Genomic DNA, 19,298 nt, shown 5'->3' with positions numbered 1-19,298 from the left:
ATGGCCAAGACCCTCGCGCAACTGCGCATCCAGATCGACGCAGCGGACCGTGAACTGCTGGCGCTGCTGAATCGCCGCGCCGAGCTCGCCAACGAGGTGGGCGAGATCAAGCGCGCCGAAGGCTCGCCGGTGTTCCGGCCGGAACGCGAAGCCGAGGTGATTCACGGACTGCAGTCTTCCAATCCGGGGCCGCTCAAGCCGGGTAATGTGGCCAGCATCTGGCGCGAAATCATGTCGGCCTGCCGTGCGCTCGAAGCGCCGCAGCGCATCGCCTACCTGGGCCCCTCAGGCACCTTCAGCGAAGAGGCCGCACTGCGGTTCTTCGGCACCAGCATCGAGCATGTGCCCTGCGTCAACTTCGACGAGGTGTTCCGCGCGACGGCGGCGGGTACGGCCGAGTTCGGCGTGGTGCCGGTGGAGAACTCCACCGAAGGCGTGGTGGCGCGTTCGCTGGACCTCTTTCTGAACTCGCCGCTGCACATCGTGGGCGAAACCAGCCTGCTGGTGCGCCACAACCTGCTGCGCCAGAGCGCTTCGCTCGAAGGCATCGAGGTCGTGCTGGCGCATCCGCAGGCACTGGCGCAATGCCAGGGCTGGCTCAACACCCATCTGCCGGATGTGGAGCGCCGCGCCGTCTCCAGCAACGCCGAAGGCGCCCGGCTGGCAGCGACGCACCCGGCCTGGGCCGGCATCGCGAGCGAGCGTGCCGGCAGTGAATTCGGCCTGCACGTCGCCGCGCACGCGATCCAGGACGATGCCTTCAATCGCACCCGGTTTGCCGTGATCTGCCTGCCGCAAACGCTGCAGGCGCCACAAGCCTCCGGCCGGGACTGTGTGAGCCTGATCGTCTCGGTGCCCAACAAGCCAGGCGCGGTGCACGACCTGCTGGTGCCGCTCAAGACCCACGGCGTATCGATGACGCGCTTCGAGTCGCGCCCTGCACGCTCGGGCCAGTGGGAATACTTTTTCTACGTTGACATCCAGGGCCACCCGTCACAGCCCAATGTGGCCGCCGCCTTGAAGGATCTTCAAGGCCTGTGCGCGTTCTACAAGGTGCTGGGCACCTACCCGGTGGGCGACTGACCATGGCGGGCTACAGGGTGCACACCGATGTTTGAGCAACTCGGACTGATTGGCTGCGGCCTGATGGGTGGCTCGTTCGCGCTCGCGCTCAAGCGTGCGGGGCTGGTCAAGCGCGTGGTCGGCTACAGCAAGTCGCCCTCCACCACCGAGCGCGCGCGCCAGATGGGCGTGATCGACCTGGAAGCGCCCTCGGCCCTGCTGGCCGTATCGGGCGCCGACATCGTGCTGCTGGCGATTCCAGTGGCCGCCACCGAGGCCACCTTCAAGGCCATCAAACACCTGCTCACGCCGCAGACGCTGATCATGGATGTGGGCTCGACCAAGCGCGACGTGGTCGATGCCGCGCGGCGGGTGTTGCGCGAGCAGGTCGGCTCGTTCGTGCCGGCGCACCCGATTACCGGCCGGGAAGTCTCGGGGGTGGAGCATGCCGATGCCGATCTCTACGTGGGCAAGCAGGTGATCCTGACCCCGATCGAGCGCACCCTGACGGCGCACCTGCAAAAAGCCACCGAGGTCTGGACCGCACTGGGCTGCCATGTGCAGAAGATGGCGCCCGAGGCGCACGACGCGGCATTCGCCGCGGTCAGCCATTTGCCGCACCTGATTGCATTTGCGCTGATGAACGGAATCACCGGCCAGGCGGGCGGGCAGGACTACCTGTCGCTGGCCGGCCCGGGGTTTCGCGACTTCACCCGCATCGCCGCCAGCGATCCGCTCATGTGGCGCGACATCATGGTCGCCAACCGCGAAGAGTTGCTCGCGCAGTCCCAGATTTTCCAGCGATCACTGCAAGCCATGGAGGCGCTGATTGCCAGCGGCAATGCCGAGGCGCTGGAAGCGCAGATTGCACAGGCCAGCGACACGCGGGCCCATTGGCGCATGACCTCCGGCAAACCGGGCAAGTAAATGTTCACGACCGAATTTCTGGATATTCCGTCGCTGCAAGCGGCGAGCGGCACGGTCGTGCTGCCCGGCTCCAAGAGCATTTCCAACCGGGTGCTGTTGCTGGCCGCGCTCAGCGGCGGCAGCACCACCGTGCACGACCTGCTCGACTCCGACGACACGCGCGTCATGCTGGCGGCGCTGCAGCAACTCGGCTGCGGCATCACGCGCGACGCCGACTCCGTCATCATCGAAGGCTTGGGCGGCCAACTCAAAAACACCCGGGCCCAGCTGTTCCTGGGCAACGCCGGAACCGCCATGCGCCCGCTGACCGCGGCGCTGGCGCTGCTGGGTGGCAACTTTGAGCTCAGCGGCGTGCCCCGCATGCACGAGCGCCCGATCGGCGATCTGGTCGACGCGCTGCGCCAATTGGGGTGCCGCATCGACTACCTGGGCCAAGAGGGCTATCCGCCGCTGCGCGTGGGCCCGCCCACCTTGCAAGCGGGCGCGCCAATCCGGGTGCGCGGCGAAGTGTCCAGCCAGTTCCTGACCGCACTGCTGATGGCGCTGCCCCTCCTAGCGGCGGAGCGGGCCCCCACGCTCGGCACTGACGTGTCCCCGCTGCCCCCCGAGGGGGCTGTGCCGCCCAGGGGCGGCCCGTCGGCGGCTCGGGACGTGGTGATCGAGGTCGTGGGCGAGCTGATCTCCAAGCCCTACATCGAGATCACGCTCAATCTGCTCGCGCGCTTCGGCATTGCCGTGCGGCGCGAGGGCTGGCAGCGCTTCACTATCCCGGCGGGCAGCCGCTACCAGTCGCCGGGCGCGATCCACGTCGAGGCCGACGCCTCGTCTGCTAGCTATTTCATAGCGGTAGGCGCAATCACGGCGGGGACTTCAGGTCAAAAAGACGTAAGAATTGAAGGCGTGGGCGCAAATTCCATTCAGGGCGACATCCGCTTCATTGAAGCGGCGCGGTTGATGGGCGCGCAGATTGCCAGCGGCCCGAACTGGCTCGAAATCTCGCGCGGCGCCTGGCCGCTGCACGCCGTCGACCTCGACTGCAACCACATCCCCGATGCGGCGATGACACTGGCGGTCATGGCCCTGTATGCCGACGGCCCGAGCCTGCTTCGCAACATCGCGAGCTGGCGCGTCAAGGAAACCGACCGGATCAAAGCCATGGCCGCCGAGCTGCGCAAACTCGGCGCGACGGTGGAAGAAGGAGCCGACTTCCTGCGCATCACGCCGCCGGTCTCGCCAGCCCACTGGCGCGCGGCCAGCATTCACACCTACGACGACCACCGGGTCGCCATGTGTTTCTCGCTGGCGGCCTTCAATCCGGCGGGGCTGCCGGTCCGCATCGAAGACCCGAAGTGTGTTGCCAAAACCTTCCCGGACTACTTCGAGGCCCTGTTTTCGCTGGCCCACACGTTCGCCGCCCGCATTCCCGTGATTTGCGTGGACGGCCCCACCGCCTCGGGCAAGGGCACGCTGGCCGCCACGCTGGCGCACCGGCTCGGCTACCACTACCTGGACTCCGGCGCCCTGTACCGCGTCGCGGCGCTGGCCGCGGTGCGCTCCGGTCTGGCGCTGGACGCCGCCCATGAAGTCGCCATTGCCGCACTGGCACAGCGCCTGCCTGTGCGCTTTGTCGCCGACCAGGTCTGGCTCGATGGCGCCAACGTGACCGACGCCATCCGCACCGAGGAAGCCGGCATGAACGCCTCCAAAGTGTCGGCCCTGCCCGCCGTGCGCACGGCCCTGGTGGCGCTGCAGCACAGCTTTCGCCAGCTGCCCGGGCTGGTGGCCGACGGGCGCGACATGGGCACCGTCATTTTTCCCGACGCGCCGCTCAAGATCTACCTCACCGCGAACGCCGGCCACCGCGCCGAACGGCGCTATAAGCAATTGATTTCAAAGGGTTTTCCAGCTATACTTGATAGTCTTCGGGCAGACTTGGAAGCGCGCGATGCGAGGGATTCGTCCCGCAGCGTTGCGCCTCTCAAACCGGCCGGAGATGCCCTGCTGCTGGACAACTCGGATTTGACGATTGAAGAATCGGTCGATCAGGTGTTGGGCTGGTGGCAGGGCAAGCAGCCGTTCGGGACGTCCTGAACAGCTATCAGGCCCATACGGCCCGCATCGCGCCATTCAGGCGCATCGGTCGTGTGGTTTGTCAACCTAACCCGCGGCCTTATCGCTTGTCTGGCCGCAAGAAACTGCCACAGTCAGCTATAGAAACGATAGCAATCCCGCGCTCGTCAACCCTGCCTGTGTAGCCCAAGGAAACTTAATGTCTGAATCTTTCGCCGCCCTGTTTGAAGAATCACTGCAACGCTCTGAAATGCGCATGGGTGAAGTGGTCACCGCTGAAGTCGTGCGTATCGAGCACAGCTTCGTGGTGGTCAACGCCGGCCTCAAATCCGAAGCCTATGTGCCCATCGAAGAATTCAAGAACGACAAGGGCGAGCTCGAAGTCCAGGTCGGCGACTTCGTCTCGGTGGCCATCGACGCCATCGAAAACGGCTATGGCGACACCATCCTGTCGCGCGACAAGGCCAAGCGCCTGGCGTCCTGGATGGCGCTCGAAAAAGCCCTGGAATCCGGCGAATTCGTCACCGGCACCACCAGCGGCAAGGTCAAGGGCGGCCTGACCGTGCTGGTCAACGGCATCCGCGCCTTCCTGCCAGGCTCGCTGATCGACACCCGCCCCATCAAGGACCTGTCTCCGTACGAGAACAAGACGATGGAATTCAAGGTCATCAAGCTCGACCGCAAGCGCAACAACGTCGTGTTGTCGCGCCGCGCCGTGGTCGAGGCCAGCATGGGCGAAGAACGCGCCAAGCTGATGGAAACCCTCAAGGAAGGCGCCGTGGTGCATGGCGTGGTCAAGAACATCACCGAGTATGGTGCGTTCGTGGACCTGGGCGGCATCGACGGCCTGCTGCACATCACCGACATGGCCTGGCGCCGCGTGCGTCACCCGAGCGAAGTGGTGACGGCCGGCCAGGAAATCACCGCCAAGATCCTCAAGTTCGACACCGAAAAGAACCGCGTGTCGCTGGGTCTGAAGCAAATGGGCGACGACCCCTGGATGGGCGTGAGCCGCCGCTACCCGCAAGGCACGCGCATGTTTGGCAAGATCACCAACATCGCCGACTACGGCGCGTTTGTGGAACTCGAACCCGGCATCGAAGGCCTGGTTCACGTGTCCGAGATGGACTGGACCAACAAGAACGTGGCGCCGAGCAAGATCGTGTCGCTGGGCGACGAAGTCGAAGTCATGGTTCTGGAAATCGACGAAGACAAGCGCCGCATCAGCCTTGGCATGAAGCAGTGCAAGGCCAACCCCTGGCAGGAGTTTGCGCAGGACACCAAGCGCGGCGACCGCGTCAAGGGTCCGATCAAGTCGATCACCGACTTCGGCGTGTTCGTGGGCCTGGCTGCCGGCATCGACGGCCTGGTGCACCTGTCCGACCTGTCCTGGAACGAGCCTGGCGAAGCCGCCGTGCGCAACTACAAAAAGGGCCAGGAAGTCGAAGCCATCGTGCTGGCCGTGGACGTGGACCGCGAACGCATCTCGCTCGGTATCAAACAGCTCGACAGCGATCCGTTCACCACCTTCACCACCATCAACGACAAGGGCCAGATCGTGACCGGCAAGGTCAAGACCGTGGACGCCCGTGGCGCTGAAATCGACCTGGGTGAGGACATCATCGGTTACCTGCGTGCTTCCGAGATCAGCCGCGACCGTGTCGAAGACGCGCGCAACGTGCTGAAGGAAGGCGACGAAGTCACCGCCGTGGTGGTCAACGTGGATCGCAAGACGCGCAACATCCAGCTGTCCATCAAGGCCAAGGACATGGCCGACCAGCAGGAAGCCATGTCAAGCCTGAGCCAGCAATCCGCGCGTGAAAACGCCGGCACGACCAGCCTGGGTGCGCTGTTGCGCGCCAAGCTGGACAACAACAATAACTAAGCCAGCCGGACGGGGGCGAAGCCGCGCGTCACACCACCCTTTGCGGGGTGGCAGGACGCCCGCTTGGCCCCCTGCCTTCGTTTCCAGATGACCCGCTCCGACCTCGTTGAAGAACTGGCTGCCCGCTTTAGTCAGCTTACGCACCGCGACGCCGAATATGCCGTCAAGACGATTCTCGACGCCATGAGCGACGCCCTGGTGCGCGGGCACCGCATCGAAATCCGCGGCTTTGGCAGTTTCTCGATCAACCGGCGCTCGCCCCGCATGGGTCGCAACCCGCGTTCGGGCGAAAGCGTGGCCATTCCGGAAAAACGCGTCCCGCATTTCAAACCGGGCAAGGCGCTGCGTGAAGCGGTGGACAAACGCACGCAGGAGCTCGAGGCAGCAGCCGGCAAGGCTTGACGCTTGAATCCGTCGGTAGAATCTCCTCGTCACTGAGGACGATTCATGAAATACCTCATGTGGCTGCTCAAGGCAGCCATTTTTTTTACCCTGTTCGCTTTCGCGCTGAACAATCAGCAGGACACCATCGTGCATTTTTTCTTTGGCACGCAATGGCGCGCGCCGCTGGTGCTGGTGGTGCTGGCGGCTTTTGCGGCCGGCGTCGTGCTGGGCGTGCTGGGCATGGTGCCGCGCTGGTGGAAGCACCGCGTTGCCGCCAAAAAGGCCCGTCAGGGCGCCGCATCGGCGCCCCACCCCACCGACTCGGTCAGCGCCAGCATCCACGATGGACTTTGACCTGAGCTGGATTCTGCTGGGTCTGCCCGTCGCATTCATCCTGGGATGGGCCGCGTCACGGTTCGACCTGCGCCAGTTGCGCATGGAGAACCGGCAGGCGCCCAAGGCGTACTTCAAGGGCCTGAACTTTCTGCTGAACGAGCAGCAGGACCAGGCCATCGACGCCTTCATCGAGGCCGTGCAAAACGACCCGGACACGTCTGAATTGCACTTCGCGCTGGGCAACCTGTTCCGGCGCCGCGGCGAGTACGAACGCGCCGTGCGCGTGCACGAGCATCTGCTCTCGCGGGGCGACCTGAGCCGCGCCGACCGTGAACGCGCCCAGCATGCGCTGGCGCTGGATTTCCTGAAGGCGGGCCTGCTCGACCGCGCCGAAGAGGCCTTGCGCAAGCTCGAAGGGACGCCATTCGAAACACAGGCCAGCCTGGCTTTGCTGGCCATCTTCGAGCGCTCACGCGACTGGCCGCAGGCGGCGCGGATTGCGCAAAAACTCGAAGACGCCGGCCAGGGCAGCTTCAGCGCGCGGCAGGCGCATTACCTGTGCGAGCAGGCGGCAGCCCAAACTGCCGAAGGCAACAACGCTGCCGCCCACCGGCTGCTCGACCAGGCGCTGACGACGGCGCCCCATGCGCCCCGTCCGCGCATCGATCTGGCCGCCTTGCATCTGCGGCTCGGTGAAGCCGGCGCCGCGTTCGAGAGCTTGCAGGCCTTGCTCGAAGTGGCGCCTCTTTCGCTGCCGCTGGTGGCGCACGCGCTGTGCGAAGCCGCAATGGCTTGTGGGCGCTCGGCGCAGGCCTTGAGTCTTCTGAAAACCAGTTACGTGCAAGACCCCAGCCTTGACGTGCTGGACGCTATCGTGACCCTGACGGCGGCGGCTGGCGAACCCGCACAGGAGGTGCAAGGTGGCCGCGACTGGTATCTCAAGCACCTTGAACGCGAGCCGTCACTGGTCGCGGCAGCCAAATGGATTGCGGGCGAAAAACTGGAGCACGAGCAGTTCCACCCCCAGGTGCAGCGTGCGCTGGACCACGCTGCGCGCCCGCTCATGCGCTACCGCTGCGCTGCCTGCGGCTTTGAAGCCACACAGCACTTCTGGCAATGTCCCGGCTGCCAGGCATGGGACAGCTACCCGGCACGCCGGGTCGAAGAGCTCTAGTAGCGACGCACTTCAAGTTGCCCTGCCGTGCCGGGAATCAGGGTATTCACCAACTCTTGTGACACCTGGAGGTCAACGAACGGGAGTCTGACGCCGTTATAACCAGACAGTCCCGGTGGCTTTTCTGCCGGGTTTCTTTTACTACCAGGAGTTCCGTCAATGTTGAAGAAAATCCTCGCCATTGTGGCCATGCTGTACGCAGTTGCGTCTTTCGCTGCTGTCGATGTGAACAAGGCCACCGCGGCCGAACTCGATGGCCTCAAAGGCATCGGCCCCGGCATTTCCAGCAGGATCGTCGATGAGCGCAAGAAAGGCGATTTCAAGGACTGGAACGACTTCATCGGGCGCGTCAAGGGCGTCGGTGAAAAAAACGCTGCCACATTTTCCTCTGAAGGCATGACGGTCAACGGCGCGCCATTCAATGGTGCAGCGGCCGCGCCCGCCGCAAAAACAAGCCAGAAGAAAGCCGACGCGAAACCGGCTGCCGCTGCACCGGCCGCTGCTGCGCCCACGGCTGCAACGGCCGCCCCCGCAGCGGCTGGCGATGCGAAGGCTGACGCCAAAGCCAAGAAAGCCGCAGACAAGGCCGCCAAAGCCGAGGCCAAGAAAAAGAAGGCTGATGACGCCAAAGCAGCCAAAGCAGCCAAGGCCGCCAAAGCCGATGCCGCCAAACCGGCGGCCAGCGCTGCCAAGAATTAATTCCAGGCGATCCCGTGAAAAAACCCGCCGAAGCGGGTTTTTTTATTTGTCCCACGCGCTCCAGCGATGGGCCGCCCTCTATTGCTCAGGAAACGCGGACAGCACGAGCGAGGATGCTCAGACCTTCAACTGCCCGATAGTTCCACGGGCGGTGCGTGCCGGTAGGTGGCCGGCGTGCGGCTCAGCTTGATGGGCGACGCCACACCGGTGTAGTTGTCGCCAATGCGCACGACCATTTCCCGATGGGCGGTGTGGGGGTGTTGCAGAGCCGCGTCCACCGTCAGGATGGGGGCGCACGGCACGCCGATTTGCATCAGCGCCTCGGCCAGCGCCGCGCCGTCATGCCGGGACAGCTCGGTCTCTAACCGCTGGCGCAGCGCGGCGCGATGCTGCGATCGCGAATACGTCCTGACAAAACGCTCGTCCTGCGCCAGCTCCGGTGTCCCGAGGTGCCGGCACAGCAGCTCGAATTGCCGGTCATTGCCCACAGCCAGAAAAATAGGCACGGTGTGCGTCGCAAACGCGTCGTAGGGGTAGATGTTGGGGTGTGCGTTGCCCGTGAGTTTCGGTTTTTGGCCGTCCGCAAACCAGTTCGCCGCGTGCGGGTGCAGCAAGGACAGGCCGCAATCGAACAGGCTGGCCTCGACAAACTGCCCGCGGCCACTGCGCTCTCGTTCTTGTAGTGCCAGCAGCACGCCCAGAGCCGCGTTCAATCCGGTGACCAGATCCACCACTGGCAGTCCGACCCGCAGCGGCTCGCCTCCCACTTCGCCGTTGACGCTCATGATGCCGGTGAGCGCCTGCACCGCGGCGTCATAACCCGCCAGGCCGCCGAGCGGGCCGTCGGCGCCGAACCCGCTCACCCGGCAATGGATCAGACGCGGAAAACGCTGGGCCAGGGCCTCGTAGCCCAGGCCCCATTTCTCCAGGGTTCCCGTCTTGAAGTTCTCGATCAACACATCCGCGCCTTCGAGCAGCCCCAACAGCACGCTTTGCCCACACTCGCTGGCCAGGTCGAGCTGCGTGCCGAGCTTGTTGCGGTTCAGACCCATGTAATAGGACGCCACGCCGTTCTGGAACGGCGGCCCCCAGGCGCGCGTGTCGTCGCCCTGAGGCGGCTCGACCTTGAGCACATCAGCACCATGGTCACCCAGGATCTGCCCACAGTACGGGCCGCCCAGAATGCGCGACACGTCAATCACCCGGATGCCGGCCAGTGCGCCGGGCTTGGGACTATCTGCCATCTTGGACTCCATTCAGTGGATGCTTCGTTGACTATGCTCAGTCGAGCTTCGCACCCGAGGTCTTGACCACGTCGCGCCACTTGACCACTTCGCTGCGCATGAAAGTCCCCAGTTGTGCCGGGCTGGTGGCAGGCGCCGGCTCCAGGCCTTGTGCCGTCAGGGTCTTGCGCACATCCGGCTGGGCCAACGCTTTGACGAAGGCGGCATTCAGGCGCGTGATGGTTTCCTGCTGCGTCCCCGCAGGGGCCACGATGCCGAAGAACACGCTCACGTCGAACCCTTTCAAGCCCTGCTCCGCGAGCGTCGGCACATCGGGGAGGACTTGCGAGCGTGTGGCCGTGGTCACGCCCAGGACGCGCAGCTTGCCGGCCTTGATGTGCGGCAACGCCGTCAGCACGTCGGTGAATGCCATGGCAACCTGCCCGCCGAGCAGATCGTTCAATGCAGGCCCCGTTCCTTTGTAGGGAATGTGCTGAACATCGGTGCCCGCCATCGAATTGAACATCACGCCTGCCAGATGGGATGACGCGCCATTGCCGGAAGAGGCAAAGGAGAGCTTGCCCGGGTTGGCCTTGGCGTAGGCAATCAGTTCCTTGACATTGTGGGCCGGCACACTGGGATTGACCACCAGCACATTGGGCAAATGCCCGATCTGGATGACGGGCGCGAAGCTCTTGATCGGGTCGTAGGTGATTTTGCCGTACAGGCTCACGTTGATGGCAAGCGGGCCGGAGGTTCCAAACAGCAACGTGTAGCCATCGGGCTGGGCGCGCGCCACATAATCCGCGCCGATGTTGCCACCGGCGCCGGGCCGGTTGTCCACGATCATGGGCTGCCCGAGAATTGGGCCGAGCGCGTGAGCCAGGGTACGGGCCATGGCATCGGTGGGGCCACCGGCGGCGAACGGTACCACCAGCGTCAGCGGCTTGCTCGGGAAATCCTTCTGCGCCAGCGCTGCGGTGCTCACCATCAGGCCAAGACCGAGCCCCAAAATAATTCTGCGGATATTCATGTTTGTCCTTTGATTGGATGAGCCGGCATGGTGCGCGGCGATGAAAAATAGATGAGTGAAAAGATGGCCAAGACCTGCCCGGCTATTTAGGCCACGGAAGTCCCTGCGCCGGATTTCGTCTGCGCCGCCGTACCAAACAGCGCCGCCAGATCGTCGGCGTCATCCAGATCAGCGGTGAGCGGATCGTTCGGCGACAGCCGGTGTTGAAGCACCAGCCCAGCCAGCCGCATTCTGGCGAGCGAGCCCGTTTGACTAGCTTCCCAGGCCATCGCCACCGACGTGGTCAGGTGGTACAGCGCCGAGGCCGCGCGCCGCGCCAGCGCCTCCCCGCCATCGCCGACCGCCACATTCGCCAGCGCCGTGACGCGAACCAGCATGGCGGCAAACCGCCCGCGCAACCCCTGGTCCAGCTTGGCCTCGCTCAAAAGACCTTCCAGATAAGCCACCAGTGCCGTGAGCGAATCTTCGCGCCGGATGGCACGCATGACGTCCAGCGCCACGATGTTGCTGGTGCCCTCCCAGATGGAGCCCAGATGCGCATCGCGCACCAGGCGCGGATCGCTCCACTCCTCGATGTAGCCGCAGCCGCCGCGCACTTCCATGGCGTCGCCCGTGACCTTGCGCGCATCCCGGCACGCGCGGAACTTGATCAGCGGCGTCAGAATGCGCACCAGCTGGTAGGCCTTGGCGTCGCCCGCATCGGCGCGGCGCAGGGCCTCGGCGGTCTGGAACATCATGGTGCGCGCCTGCTCGCTGGGCAGCAGCAGCTTCACCAGCTGGCGGCGCATCAACGGCATGTCGATCAGTTTGCGGCCGAAGGCTTCGCGATGGCGCGCGATGAAGAACGCTTCACCCACCGCGCGGCGCATCAGGCCGGCAGCGCGCACGCCGTTCGACAGGCGCGAGTTGTTCACCATGTCGGCCATTTGCACAAAGCCGCGCCCTTCCTCGCCGACCAGATAGGCCAGCGCCCCGTCGAGCCGGATTTCGCCGCTGGCCATCGAGCGCGTGCCCATCTTGTCCTTCAGGCGGACGATGCGATAGGCATTCAACGAGCCGTCCGGCCGATGGCGGGGCAGCAAAAACAGCGAGACCCCGCGAATGCCTGCTGCGGCCTCCCCCGTGCGCGCCAGCACCATGGCCAGTTCGGCATCCGGGTTGGAGCAAAACCATTTGTCGCCGGTCAGGCGCCACGCATCACCCTCACGGTGCGCCAGCGTGGCGGTGGCGGCCACGTCGGAGCCCGCGCCCTGCTCGGTCATGAACATGGCGCCCTGCGCCAGCGTCTCGACATCCTGCGAGATCAGCGCGGGCAGGTAGCGGGCCACCAGGTCCGGCTCGCCAAACTTGCGCAGCGTGCGGGCCAGCGAATCGGTCATGGACAGCGGGCAGCACAAGCCGAACTCGGCCTGCACGAAAAGAAAAGTCAGGGCGTATTTGGCGGCGGCAGGCAGCGTCTGCGGCCAGTCAAAAACACCGGCGCGGTGCGACATGGCGGCCAGCCCAAACTCCGAGAACGCGAGGCGCTCCATCTCGACATAGGCCGGATGCTTGACGATGCGCTGGGCATCCTCGCCCGTGCGTGAGCGGTGCTCCAGGGTCGGCGCGTTGTGGTCCGCGGTGTTGGCGAGTTCATCCAGCGGGCCACCGGCCAGCGCGCCAAGGCGCTTGAAATGAGGCAGCAAATGGGCATGCAGCGGCTCCGGCAGATAGAGCTTGAGCAGCGATTGCAGCTCGGCGTCGTCATTGAAAAAGTTCGTGCCGCTGCGATCGGGAATCGCAGGTGTGGCGTCGGCGGCATTCGCAAATCGCTGGCCCATCGTCTGTCTCCATTGGTTATCTGGTTTGATTATTCGACGCCTGTGATCTAATTTCCAATACCGAATATCACTTATTCAATACAAATCTTGAATCACGATGGAACTTCGACACCTGCGTTACTTTGTCGTGCTGGCCGATGAGCTGCACTTTGGCCGGGCCGCCCAGCGCCTGGCCATGACGCAGCCACCGCTGAGCTTCAACATCAAGCAGCTGGAGGCGTCACTGGGTGTTGCGCTGTTCGAGCGCAGCAGCAAGGGCGTCAAGCTGACGCCGGCGGGCGACAGCTTTCGCGAATCGGCGCTGCGGCTACTGGCCGAGGCCGAGCAGGCGCAAACCCTGGCGCGGCAGGTGGCGGCGGGCACCACCAGCAAGCTGCGGGTGGGCTTTGTGGGGTCGATGATTTACCGCGGCCTGCCCGAGCGGCTGCGCAGCTTTCAGGAAGCCCATCCGCTGGTCCAGGTCCAGTTGACCGAGTTGAACTCGGCCGAGCAGGTGGAGGCAATCGGACGCCGGCAACTCGACGTCGGCTTTGTCCACACCAGCCGCATCCCGGCCGACATGAAGCGCTTCATGTACATGTCCGAGCCCTTTGTCTGCTGCCTGCCCCAGTCCCATCCGGCCGCGCGCCAGGCCAGCGTTGAACTGCGCGAACTGTCCAGCGACGCGTTCATCCTGTTCTCGCGCGGCGCCTCCCCTGACTACTTTGAGCGCATCCTCGCCCTGTGCGCCGAGCAGGGTTTGCAACCGCTGGTCAAGCACGAAGTGCGTCACTGGCTGAGTGTGATCTCACTGGTCGCCAAGGGCGTGGGCATCGCCGTGGTTCCGAATGCGCTGCGCGAGGCCGGCATCGCCGGCGTGCGGTTCGTGCCCTTGAGTGCCTCCAAGTACCGCTCCGAGGTCTATTGCGTCTGGCAGGAGCGGCGCCTGCCGACGGCATTGCCTGCGCTGCTGGACGTGTTCCGCGCTACACAAGCGCAATCAAGTCCGTCACCCCCACGTCCACGCCGGCCTGCATAAGCAAGGTGGTCACCTGCCCGCGGTGGTGCGTCTGGTGGTTGAAGAAGTGAGTCATGGCCTGCCACATCGGATGCGCGCGCTGCACGCCCTTGGTGTTGCTGTAGCGCATGGTGCGCGTCAAAAAGTCATCGGGCATTTCGGCGACCCAGGCTTCGATGGCGGCGTCCAGCGCCTCGCGCGTGTGTTTGAGATCGTGCCAATGCGGATGCAAATCGCTGGTGTAGTCCGAGCCTTCTGGCAGGGTCAGCAGCTCGGGCGGGAACGCCTCGAAAGCCACGCCCTGGCGCGCAAAGCGCTGCAGCCACATCTTGTCGGCCAGCACCAGATGAGTGAGCGTATGGTGGATGGAGCCGAAGAAGGCGCCGCGGTCGCGCTTGCGCTCCACATCGTCAAGTTTTTCGCAGGCGTCGTACAGCCGCCCGTTGAACCAGCGGTTGTAGCGCGCCAGAAAACGGTAGTTATCTGAAAAGGCGTTCGTCATCATCGAAACTCCTTAATTGATAGCATATAGCGCATGCCGGACAAGGGGTACAGTCACATTTGATGCACAACCAGGAGGTGCGCCGTTTCATGCGCTGCCGAACCCGCCACCGCCCGGCGTGTGAATCTCGAACACATCGCCGGGCCGCATCTCGGCCTGGCCGATGTGCGCCAGTTCCTCCACCGCGCCATCGCCACGCAGCACGCGGTTGAGGCCGACCTGCCCCGGCTGCCCGCCCGCCATGCCGAAGGCCGGATGCACCCGTCCGTTCGACAGGATGCTGGCCGTCATGGCCTCCAGGAATTGCACGCGCCGCACGCCACCGTCGCCGCCGCGCCAGCGCCCTGCGCCGCCGGAACCCCGGCGGATCTCATAGCTCAGCAGCCGCACCGGAAAGCGGAACTCCAGCACCTCGGGATCGGTCAGGCGCGAGTTGGTCATGTGGGTTTGCACGACGCTGGTGCCGTCGAAACCACCCACCAGCGCGCCGCCGGCGTCGAACTCGCCGCCCGCACCACTGCCGCCCGAAATGGTCTCGTAGTACTGGTGCCGCGCGTTGCCAAAGGTGAAGTTGTTCATGGTCGGCTGACTGGACGCCATCACGCCCAAGGCACCGAACAGCGCGTTGGTGATGCAGGTCGAGGTCTCCACATTGCCCGCCACCACCGAGGCCGGCGGGTTCGGGTTGAGCATGGAGCCGGGCGGGATGATGACCGCTAGTGGCTTGAGGCAGCCGGCGTTGAGCGGAATGTCGTCGTCCACCAGCGTGCGGAACACGTACAGCACCGCTGCCATGCACACCGCCGTGGGTGCGTTGAAGTTGTTGGCCTGCTGCTTTGAGGTACCGGTGAAGTCGATCTCGGCGCTGCGCTCGGCCGCATTGACGCGGATTGCCACGCTGATCTGCGCGCCGTTGTCCAGCAGCAACGTGAAGCTGCCGTCGCGCAGCCGCGTGATGACCCGCCGCACCGACTCCTCGGCGTTGTCCTGCACATGGCGCATGTAGGCCTGCACCACCTCCAGCCCGAAGTGCTCGACCATCTTGCGCAATTCCTGCACGCCCTTTTCGTTGGCCGCGATCTGCGCCTTGAGGTCGGCCAGGTTCTGCTGCGGATTTCTCGAAGGATATTTGCCACGGCCCAGCAGCGCCAGCAGTTCGGCCTCGCGCAAGACGCCGCGCTCGACCAGCAGGAAGTTGTTGATCTGCACGCCCTCTTCCTCGATCGTGGTGGAGAACGGCGGCATCGATCCCGGCGTGATGCCGCCGATGTCGGCGTGATGCCCGCGCGAACCGACGTAGAACAGCGGGCGCAGCGTGTCGGTCCCGCCCGCAGCTGGTAAATACACCGGCGTGATCACGGTGATGTCGGGCAGATGCGTGCCGCCGTGGTACGGATCGTTGAGCACGTACACATTGCCCGGCTGCATGGCCCCCGCGTTCTCGCGGATCACGGTCTTGATGCTCTCGCCCATCGAGCCCAGATGCACCGGCATGTGCGGCGCGTTGGCGATCAGGTTGCCATCAAAGTCGAACAGCGCGCAGCTGAAGTCCAGCCGCTCCTTGATGTTCACCGAGTAGGCCGTGTTTTGCAGCTGCAGGCCCATCTGCTCGGCGATATTCATGAATAGGTTGTTGAAGACCTCCAACAACACCGGGTCCGCGTGCGTACCTGCCGCGAACGTGATGGCGCGCGGCACACGCCGCTCCAAAAGCAGATGGTTCAACTCTGTCAAGGCCGCGGCCCAGCCGGGCTCCACCACGGTGGTGGCGTTCTGCTCGGCGATGATGGCCGGCCCCTGAATCACGTCGCCCGGGCGCAGATCTTCGCGCACCACCAGGGCCGCATCATGCCACTGGCCCGCCGAGTACAGGCGCACAGTTTCCCTGCGCGGCACCTCGCGCGCCTCCTGCAGGGCCAGGCGCGGCTCGGACGGCGCATCGGCCGCCGCCACCGCCTCCACCGAGACCGCTTCGACCACCAGGCCCTTGCCCTGCATCAGGAACGAAAAACGCTGGCGGTAGGCGGCTTCGAAAGCGGCCGTGATGGCGGCAGCAGCGCGCCCCCATCCCTGCCCTCCCCCAGAGGGGGAGGGAGCGGGCCACGGAACGATCAGCGCGGCGTCGCTGCCCTCGTAGCGCACATGCACGCGCCGGTGCGTGGTGGTGCCACCGTGGCCGACGTCCTGGCGCGCCAGCTCGGCCTCGGCCGTCGCCGCCAGGGCGTCCAGCCGGGCGGCGATTTCCAGCAAGGCGGTGTCGGTCAGTTTGATCTCTACCGCCTGCTCGCGAATCACGTTCTGGTCGGCCAGCCCCATGCCGTAGGCCGACAGCACGCCGGCCAGCGGGTGCACAAAGACGCGCGTCATGCCCAGTGCATCAGCCACCAGGCAGGCATGCTGACCGCCGGCGCCGCCGAAGCACTGCAGGGTGTAGCGCGTCACGTCGTAGCCGCGCGCCACCGAGATTTTCTTGATGGCGTTGGCCATCTGCTGCACGGCAATGTGGATGAAGCCCTCGGCCACATCCTCCGCCGTGCGGCCGGTCTGCTGCGCCAGCGCCGCGAACTTCGCGGTCACCACGTCCGCATCCAGCGCCTCGTTGGCCTGGTGGCCGAACACCCGGGGGAAGTAGCGCGGCTGGAGCTTGCCGAGCATCACATTCGCGTCGGTCACCGCCAGCGGCCCGCCGCGCCGGTAGCTGGCCGGGCCCGGATTCGCGCCGGCGCTCTCGGGGCCGACACGAAAGCGCGCGCCGTCGAAGGCCAGAATCGAGCCGCCCCCGGCCGCCACCGTATGGATACTCATCATCGGCGCGCGCACGCGCACGCCCGCCACCTGGGTCTCGAACTCGCGCTCGAACTCGCCCGCGAAGTGACTCACGTCGGTGGAGGTGCCGCCCATGTCGAAGCCGATCACGCGCCCGATGCCGGCCAGTTGCGCGGTGCGTGCCATGCCGACGATGCCGCCCGCCGGGCCGCTCAAAATAGCATCCTTGCCCTGAAAGGCGTGCGCATCGGCGAGGCCGCCCGACGACTGCATGAAGAACAGCCGCACGCCCGGCATCTCGGCCTGCACCTGGTCCACGTAGCGGCGCAGGATGGGTGACAGATAAGCATCCACCACGGTCGTGTCGCCGCGGCTGACCAGCTTCATCATCGGACTGGTTTCATGCGAGGTACTGATCTGCGTGAAACCCACCTCGGCGGCGATCCGGCTCGCGGCCTTCTCGTGGCCGGTGTAGCGGTAGCCGTGCATAAATACGATCGAAACACTGCGCAGCCCTCGCCGGTATTGGGCAAGAAGCTCCTGTTTCAATAGCGCCTCGTCGAGGGGCGCAATCACCTCGCCGTGCGCGCCGACACGCTCCGACGCCTCGACCACCGCGCTGTACAGCAGCTCGGGCAGCAGGATGTGGCGATCGAACAGGCGCGGCCGGTTCTGGTAGGCGATGCGCAACGCATCGCGAAAGCCGCGCGTGGTCACCAAGAGCGTGGGCTCGCCCTTGCGCTCGAGCAGCGCGTTGGTCGCGACCGTGGTGCCCATCTTCACGCACGCCACCTGCGCCGGCGTGACCGGCTCGCCGGTCCGCAGGCCCAGCAGATGGCGGATGCCTGCCACCGCCGCGTCGCGGTACTGCTCGGGGTTGTCGGACAGCAGCTTGTGCGTCACCAGCGAGAAGCTGCCATCTGCATGGGGGCGCCGCCCCACCACATCCGTGAACGTGCCGCCACGGTCGATCCAGAACTGCCAGCGAAGGGAAGCATCAGGGGTCATGGTGTGGGAGTTTGCCCTTATCCCATGCGTTGCCGCATTTCACCATTGTTTCGGAAAAAATGATGGCGCGCAGCCTAACCTTGCGGGCATGCGGACGGCCGCATCTTTGATGACCCGCGCGCTCCACGGCGCGCGCAGCAGGACCGGTTAATCAGAAAGTGGCAACGGGCGCGGTATCGCTGTCTTGCGCGGTGAAATGCACGGTTTCAGCCGCCGGGACTGACGGGTCGCGGCTGCCGGCATAGCTGGCCGGCAAAGGCACCCCAGCCGGCGTGGTGATGTCGTCGAGCAGCCGGCCGCTGCCGCCAGCCCGCCCGCCCACCAGCAGCAATCCGATGATGGCCAGCGCCAGCCCCAGCACAAGGCTCGCCCAGCGCCCAAAACCCCCGCCTTTTCGGTGCGATGGCAGGGAACGGCCGGAATGGTGATTCATACTGACTCCTCCTTGCAGGCGCCGCTTTGCGCCACGGCCATGGTATGGATCAGTCAATATAGAAAGCTGCGCCGCCCGCTCCAATACCGCAAACAGGTGTTTCGGCAAAGGGAGAATCACGCGAACACGGTATGCAACCAGCGACCAGCGACAGGCACAGCGCCGCCCGGGGCGCACGCGCGCGCCCTTACAGCAGCCCCATCTGGCTGGCCTCGAAAACGGCCTCCCCGCGCGAATGAACTGCCAGCTTGCGGTAGATTTTCTTCACGTGCGTCACCACCGTATGCGGCGAGATGGAGAGCAGCGCACCAACCTCGGCGAAGGCCATGCCCTTGGCCACGAGTCGCAGGATGTCCGACTCGCGCTGCGACAGCAACACGGGACTTCCGTTGCGTACGGCCCCATTCACCGGGGCCACAGGTGCCGCCGGAGCCGGAGTCTGCGGGAAGCACGCGAGAACATGGCGGGCCATGCCGGGGCCGATCGATGCGCCGCCGTCGTGCAGCTCATGAATACTGACGCAGATGCGCGGCGCCGGTACATCCTTGAGCAGGTAACCCGTCGCGCCCGCCTCAACACAGGCCAGCACATGGCCGGCACCCGCCGACGCGGCCACCACCAGAACATGCGTGTTCGGACAGTGCCTGACTGCGTGGCGGATCACTTCGATGCCGAGCATGTCGGGCAGGCCCGGATCGATCAGCATCACATCGGGCGGGCAATGATCCAGCAGCGCGATGGCAGCAGCGCCGCTGGTCACCGCCCCGATCAGGCGCAGGCTCGGGTCGGCCAGCACGGCAGCACTGCACCGCTGCAAAGATTGCGCCTCGTCGTCGACGATCAGTACGCGGACGTGATCATTCGGATTCAATTGGCACCCCTCGATCCACGGTCGGCCGGGCGCCCACGTGACGGGAACGGGGCCGATGGGCAGGAGTCAGTCTATTCCGTTAAGGTGCGGCCGGTATGTTCGTATGCA

At 65.2% G+C, this 19,298-nt stretch carries 16 protein-coding genes; 9 read left to right on the top strand and 7 right to left on the bottom strand.

The genetic code is table 11. The annotated features are described in order from the left end of the window. The 8 genes from pheA (at position 1) to B0E49_RS03460 (ending at position 8,537) form a co-directional block, all read left to right on the top strand. Positions 1-1,083, top strand: a complete 1,083-nt coding sequence (pheA, locus tag B0E49_RS03495; RefSeq protein WP_077560554.1) for a prephenate dehydratase — start codon at positions 1-3, stop codon at positions 1,081-1,083. Between the two features lie 27 nt (positions 1,084-1,110). Then, complete coding sequence (locus tag B0E49_RS03490) at positions 1,111-1,989, top strand: prephenate dehydrogenase (protein WP_077560553.1); 879 nt, start codon at positions 1,111-1,113, stop codon at positions 1,987-1,989. After that, positions 1,990-4,080, top strand: coding sequence for a bifunctional 3-phosphoshikimate 1-carboxyvinyltransferase/cytidylate kinase (locus tag B0E49_RS03485; protein ID WP_077560552.1), 2,091 nt, complete (start codon positions 1,990-1,992; stop codon positions 4,078-4,080). A 178-nt stretch (positions 4,081-4,258) separates the two neighbouring features. After that, positions 4,259-5,944, top strand: a complete 1,686-nt coding sequence (gene rpsA, locus B0E49_RS03480; RefSeq protein WP_077560551.1) for a 30S ribosomal protein S1 — start codon at positions 4,259-4,261, stop codon at positions 5,942-5,944. Positions 5,945-6,031: 87 nt separating this feature from the next. Continuing rightward, a complete protein-coding gene (locus B0E49_RS03475) occupies positions 6,032-6,346 on the top strand; it encodes an integration host factor subunit beta (protein WP_077560550.1) in 315 nt (104 codons plus the stop codon). A 45-nt stretch (positions 6,347-6,391) separates the two neighbouring features. Continuing rightward, positions 6,392-6,682 carry a LapA family protein gene (locus tag B0E49_RS03470; RefSeq protein WP_077560549.1) on the top strand — a complete coding sequence of 97 codons (291 nt, stop codon included), beginning with the start codon at positions 6,392-6,394 and terminating at the stop codon, positions 6,680-6,682. Beyond that, positions 6,672-7,838, top strand: a complete 1,167-nt coding sequence (lapB, locus tag B0E49_RS03465) for a lipopolysaccharide assembly protein LapB (protein ID WP_077560548.1) — start codon at positions 6,672-6,674, stop codon at positions 7,836-7,838. The genes B0E49_RS03470 and lapB overlap by 11 nt, the downstream gene beginning before the upstream one ends. 159 nt (positions 7,839-7,997) lie before the next feature. Then, positions 7,998-8,537 carry a ComEA family DNA-binding protein gene (locus B0E49_RS03460; RefSeq protein ID WP_077560547.1) on the top strand — a complete coding sequence of 180 codons (540 nt, stop codon included), beginning with the start codon at positions 7,998-8,000 and terminating at the stop codon, positions 8,535-8,537. Between the two features lie 125 nt (positions 8,538-8,662). On the opposite strand, the gene B0E49_RS03455 is transcribed toward B0E49_RS03460, so the two are convergent. The 3 genes from B0E49_RS03455 to B0E49_RS03445 form a co-directional block, all read right to left on the bottom strand. After that, positions 8,663-9,781: a CaiB/BaiF CoA transferase family protein gene (locus B0E49_RS03455; protein ID WP_077560624.1), complete on the bottom strand. Its 1,119-nt coding sequence runs from the start codon at positions 9,779-9,781 to the stop codon at positions 8,663-8,665. A 37-nt stretch (positions 9,782-9,818) separates the two neighbouring features. Continuing rightward, complete coding sequence (locus tag B0E49_RS03450) at positions 9,819-10,793, bottom strand: Bug family tripartite tricarboxylate transporter substrate binding protein (RefSeq protein WP_077560546.1); 975 nt, start codon at positions 10,791-10,793, stop codon at positions 9,819-9,821. An 86-nt stretch (positions 10,794-10,879) separates the two neighbouring features. Next, positions 10,880-12,613, bottom strand: coding sequence for an acyl-CoA dehydrogenase family protein (locus B0E49_RS03445; protein ID WP_077560545.1), 1,734 nt, complete (start codon positions 12,611-12,613; stop codon positions 10,880-10,882). A 97-nt stretch (positions 12,614-12,710) separates the two neighbouring features. On the opposite strand from B0E49_RS03445, the gene B0E49_RS03440 reads away from it, so the two are divergent. Next, positions 12,711-13,631, top strand: coding sequence for a LysR family transcriptional regulator (locus B0E49_RS03440; protein ID WP_077560544.1), 921 nt, complete (start codon positions 12,711-12,713; stop codon positions 13,629-13,631). Here the strand turns inward: B0E49_RS03440 and B0E49_RS03435 are convergent. From B0E49_RS03435 to B0E49_RS03420, 4 genes are all read right to left on the bottom strand, one after another. Then, on the bottom strand, positions 13,579-14,115 hold the full coding sequence (locus B0E49_RS03435) for a DinB family protein (RefSeq protein WP_077560543.1): 537 nt from the start codon (positions 14,113-14,115) through the stop codon (positions 13,579-13,581). The two genes, B0E49_RS03440 and B0E49_RS03435, sit on opposite strands and share 53 nt — an antisense overlap. 84 nt (positions 14,116-14,199) lie before the next feature. After that, a complete protein-coding gene (locus tag B0E49_RS03430) occupies positions 14,200-17,886 on the bottom strand; it encodes a hydantoinase B/oxoprolinase family protein (RefSeq protein WP_077560542.1) in 3,687 nt (1,228 codons plus the stop codon). Between the two features lie 151 nt (positions 17,887-18,037). After that, positions 18,038-18,319 (bottom strand): hypothetical protein, encoded by a 282-nt coding sequence (locus B0E49_RS03425; RefSeq protein ID WP_077560541.1) that lies wholly within the window; start codon positions 18,317-18,319, stop codon positions 18,038-18,040. Positions 18,320-18,506: 187 nt separating this feature from the next. Next, positions 18,507-19,190 carry a response regulator gene (locus B0E49_RS03420; protein WP_077560540.1) on the bottom strand — a complete coding sequence of 228 codons (684 nt, stop codon included), beginning with the start codon at positions 19,188-19,190 and terminating at the stop codon, positions 18,507-18,509. Positions 19,191-19,298: the final 108 nt, after the last annotated feature.

It is taken from the genome of Polaromonas sp. C04 (genome assembly GCF_002002705.1).
Taxonomy (GTDB): Bacteria; Pseudomonadota; Gammaproteobacteria; order Burkholderiales; family Burkholderiaceae_C; genus Rhodoferax_A.
This window is presented reverse-complemented; position numbering and strand designations above follow the sequence as displayed.

What these genes read in the sequence shown, in the direction of transcription:
- B0E49_RS03490 (WP_077560553.1), top strand. Translation starts at nt 1,111, where the DNA reads ATGTTTGAGCAACTCGGACTGATTGGCTGCGGCCTGATGGGTGGCTCG.
- B0E49_RS03435 (WP_077560543.1), bottom strand. Translation starts at nt 14,115, where the DNA reads ATGATGACGAACGCCTTTTCAGATAACTACCGTTTTCTGGCGCGCTAC.
- B0E49_RS03425 (WP_077560541.1), bottom strand. Translation starts at nt 18,319, where the DNA reads ATGAATCACCATTCCGGCCGTTCCCTGCCATCGCACCGAAAAGGCGGG.
- B0E49_RS03445 (WP_077560545.1), bottom strand. Translation starts at nt 12,613, where the DNA reads ATGGGCCAGCGATTTGCGAATGCCGCCGACGCCACACCTGCGATTCCC.
- B0E49_RS03470 (WP_077560549.1), top strand. Translation starts at nt 6,392, where the DNA reads ATGAAATACCTCATGTGGCTGCTCAAGGCAGCCATTTTTTTTACCCTG.
- B0E49_RS03440 (WP_077560544.1), top strand. Translation starts at nt 12,711, where the DNA reads ATGGAACTTCGACACCTGCGTTACTTTGTCGTGCTGGCCGATGAGCTG.
- pheA (WP_077560554.1), top strand. Translation starts at nt 1, where the DNA reads ATGGCCAAGACCCTCGCGCAACTGCGCATCCAGATCGACGCAGCGGAC.
- B0E49_RS03475 (WP_077560550.1), top strand. Translation starts at nt 6,032, where the DNA reads ATGACCCGCTCCGACCTCGTTGAAGAACTGGCTGCCCGCTTTAGTCAG.
- B0E49_RS03455 (WP_077560624.1), bottom strand. Translation starts at nt 9,781, where the DNA reads ATGGCAGATAGTCCCAAGCCCGGCGCACTGGCCGGCATCCGGGTGATT.
- B0E49_RS03450 (WP_077560546.1), bottom strand. Translation starts at nt 10,793, where the DNA reads ATGAATATCCGCAGAATTATTTTGGGGCTCGGTCTTGGCCTGATGGTG.
- B0E49_RS03460 (WP_077560547.1), top strand. Translation starts at nt 7,998, where the DNA reads ATGTTGAAGAAAATCCTCGCCATTGTGGCCATGCTGTACGCAGTTGCG.
- rpsA (WP_077560551.1), top strand. Translation starts at nt 4,259, where the DNA reads ATGTCTGAATCTTTCGCCGCCCTGTTTGAAGAATCACTGCAACGCTCT.
- B0E49_RS03430 (WP_077560542.1), bottom strand. Translation starts at nt 17,886, where the DNA reads ATGACCCCTGATGCTTCCCTTCGCTGGCAGTTCTGGATCGACCGTGGC.
- B0E49_RS03485 (WP_077560552.1), top strand. Translation starts at nt 1,990, where the DNA reads ATGTTCACGACCGAATTTCTGGATATTCCGTCGCTGCAAGCGGCGAGC.
- lapB (WP_077560548.1), top strand. Translation starts at nt 6,672, where the DNA reads ATGGACTTTGACCTGAGCTGGATTCTGCTGGGTCTGCCCGTCGCATTC.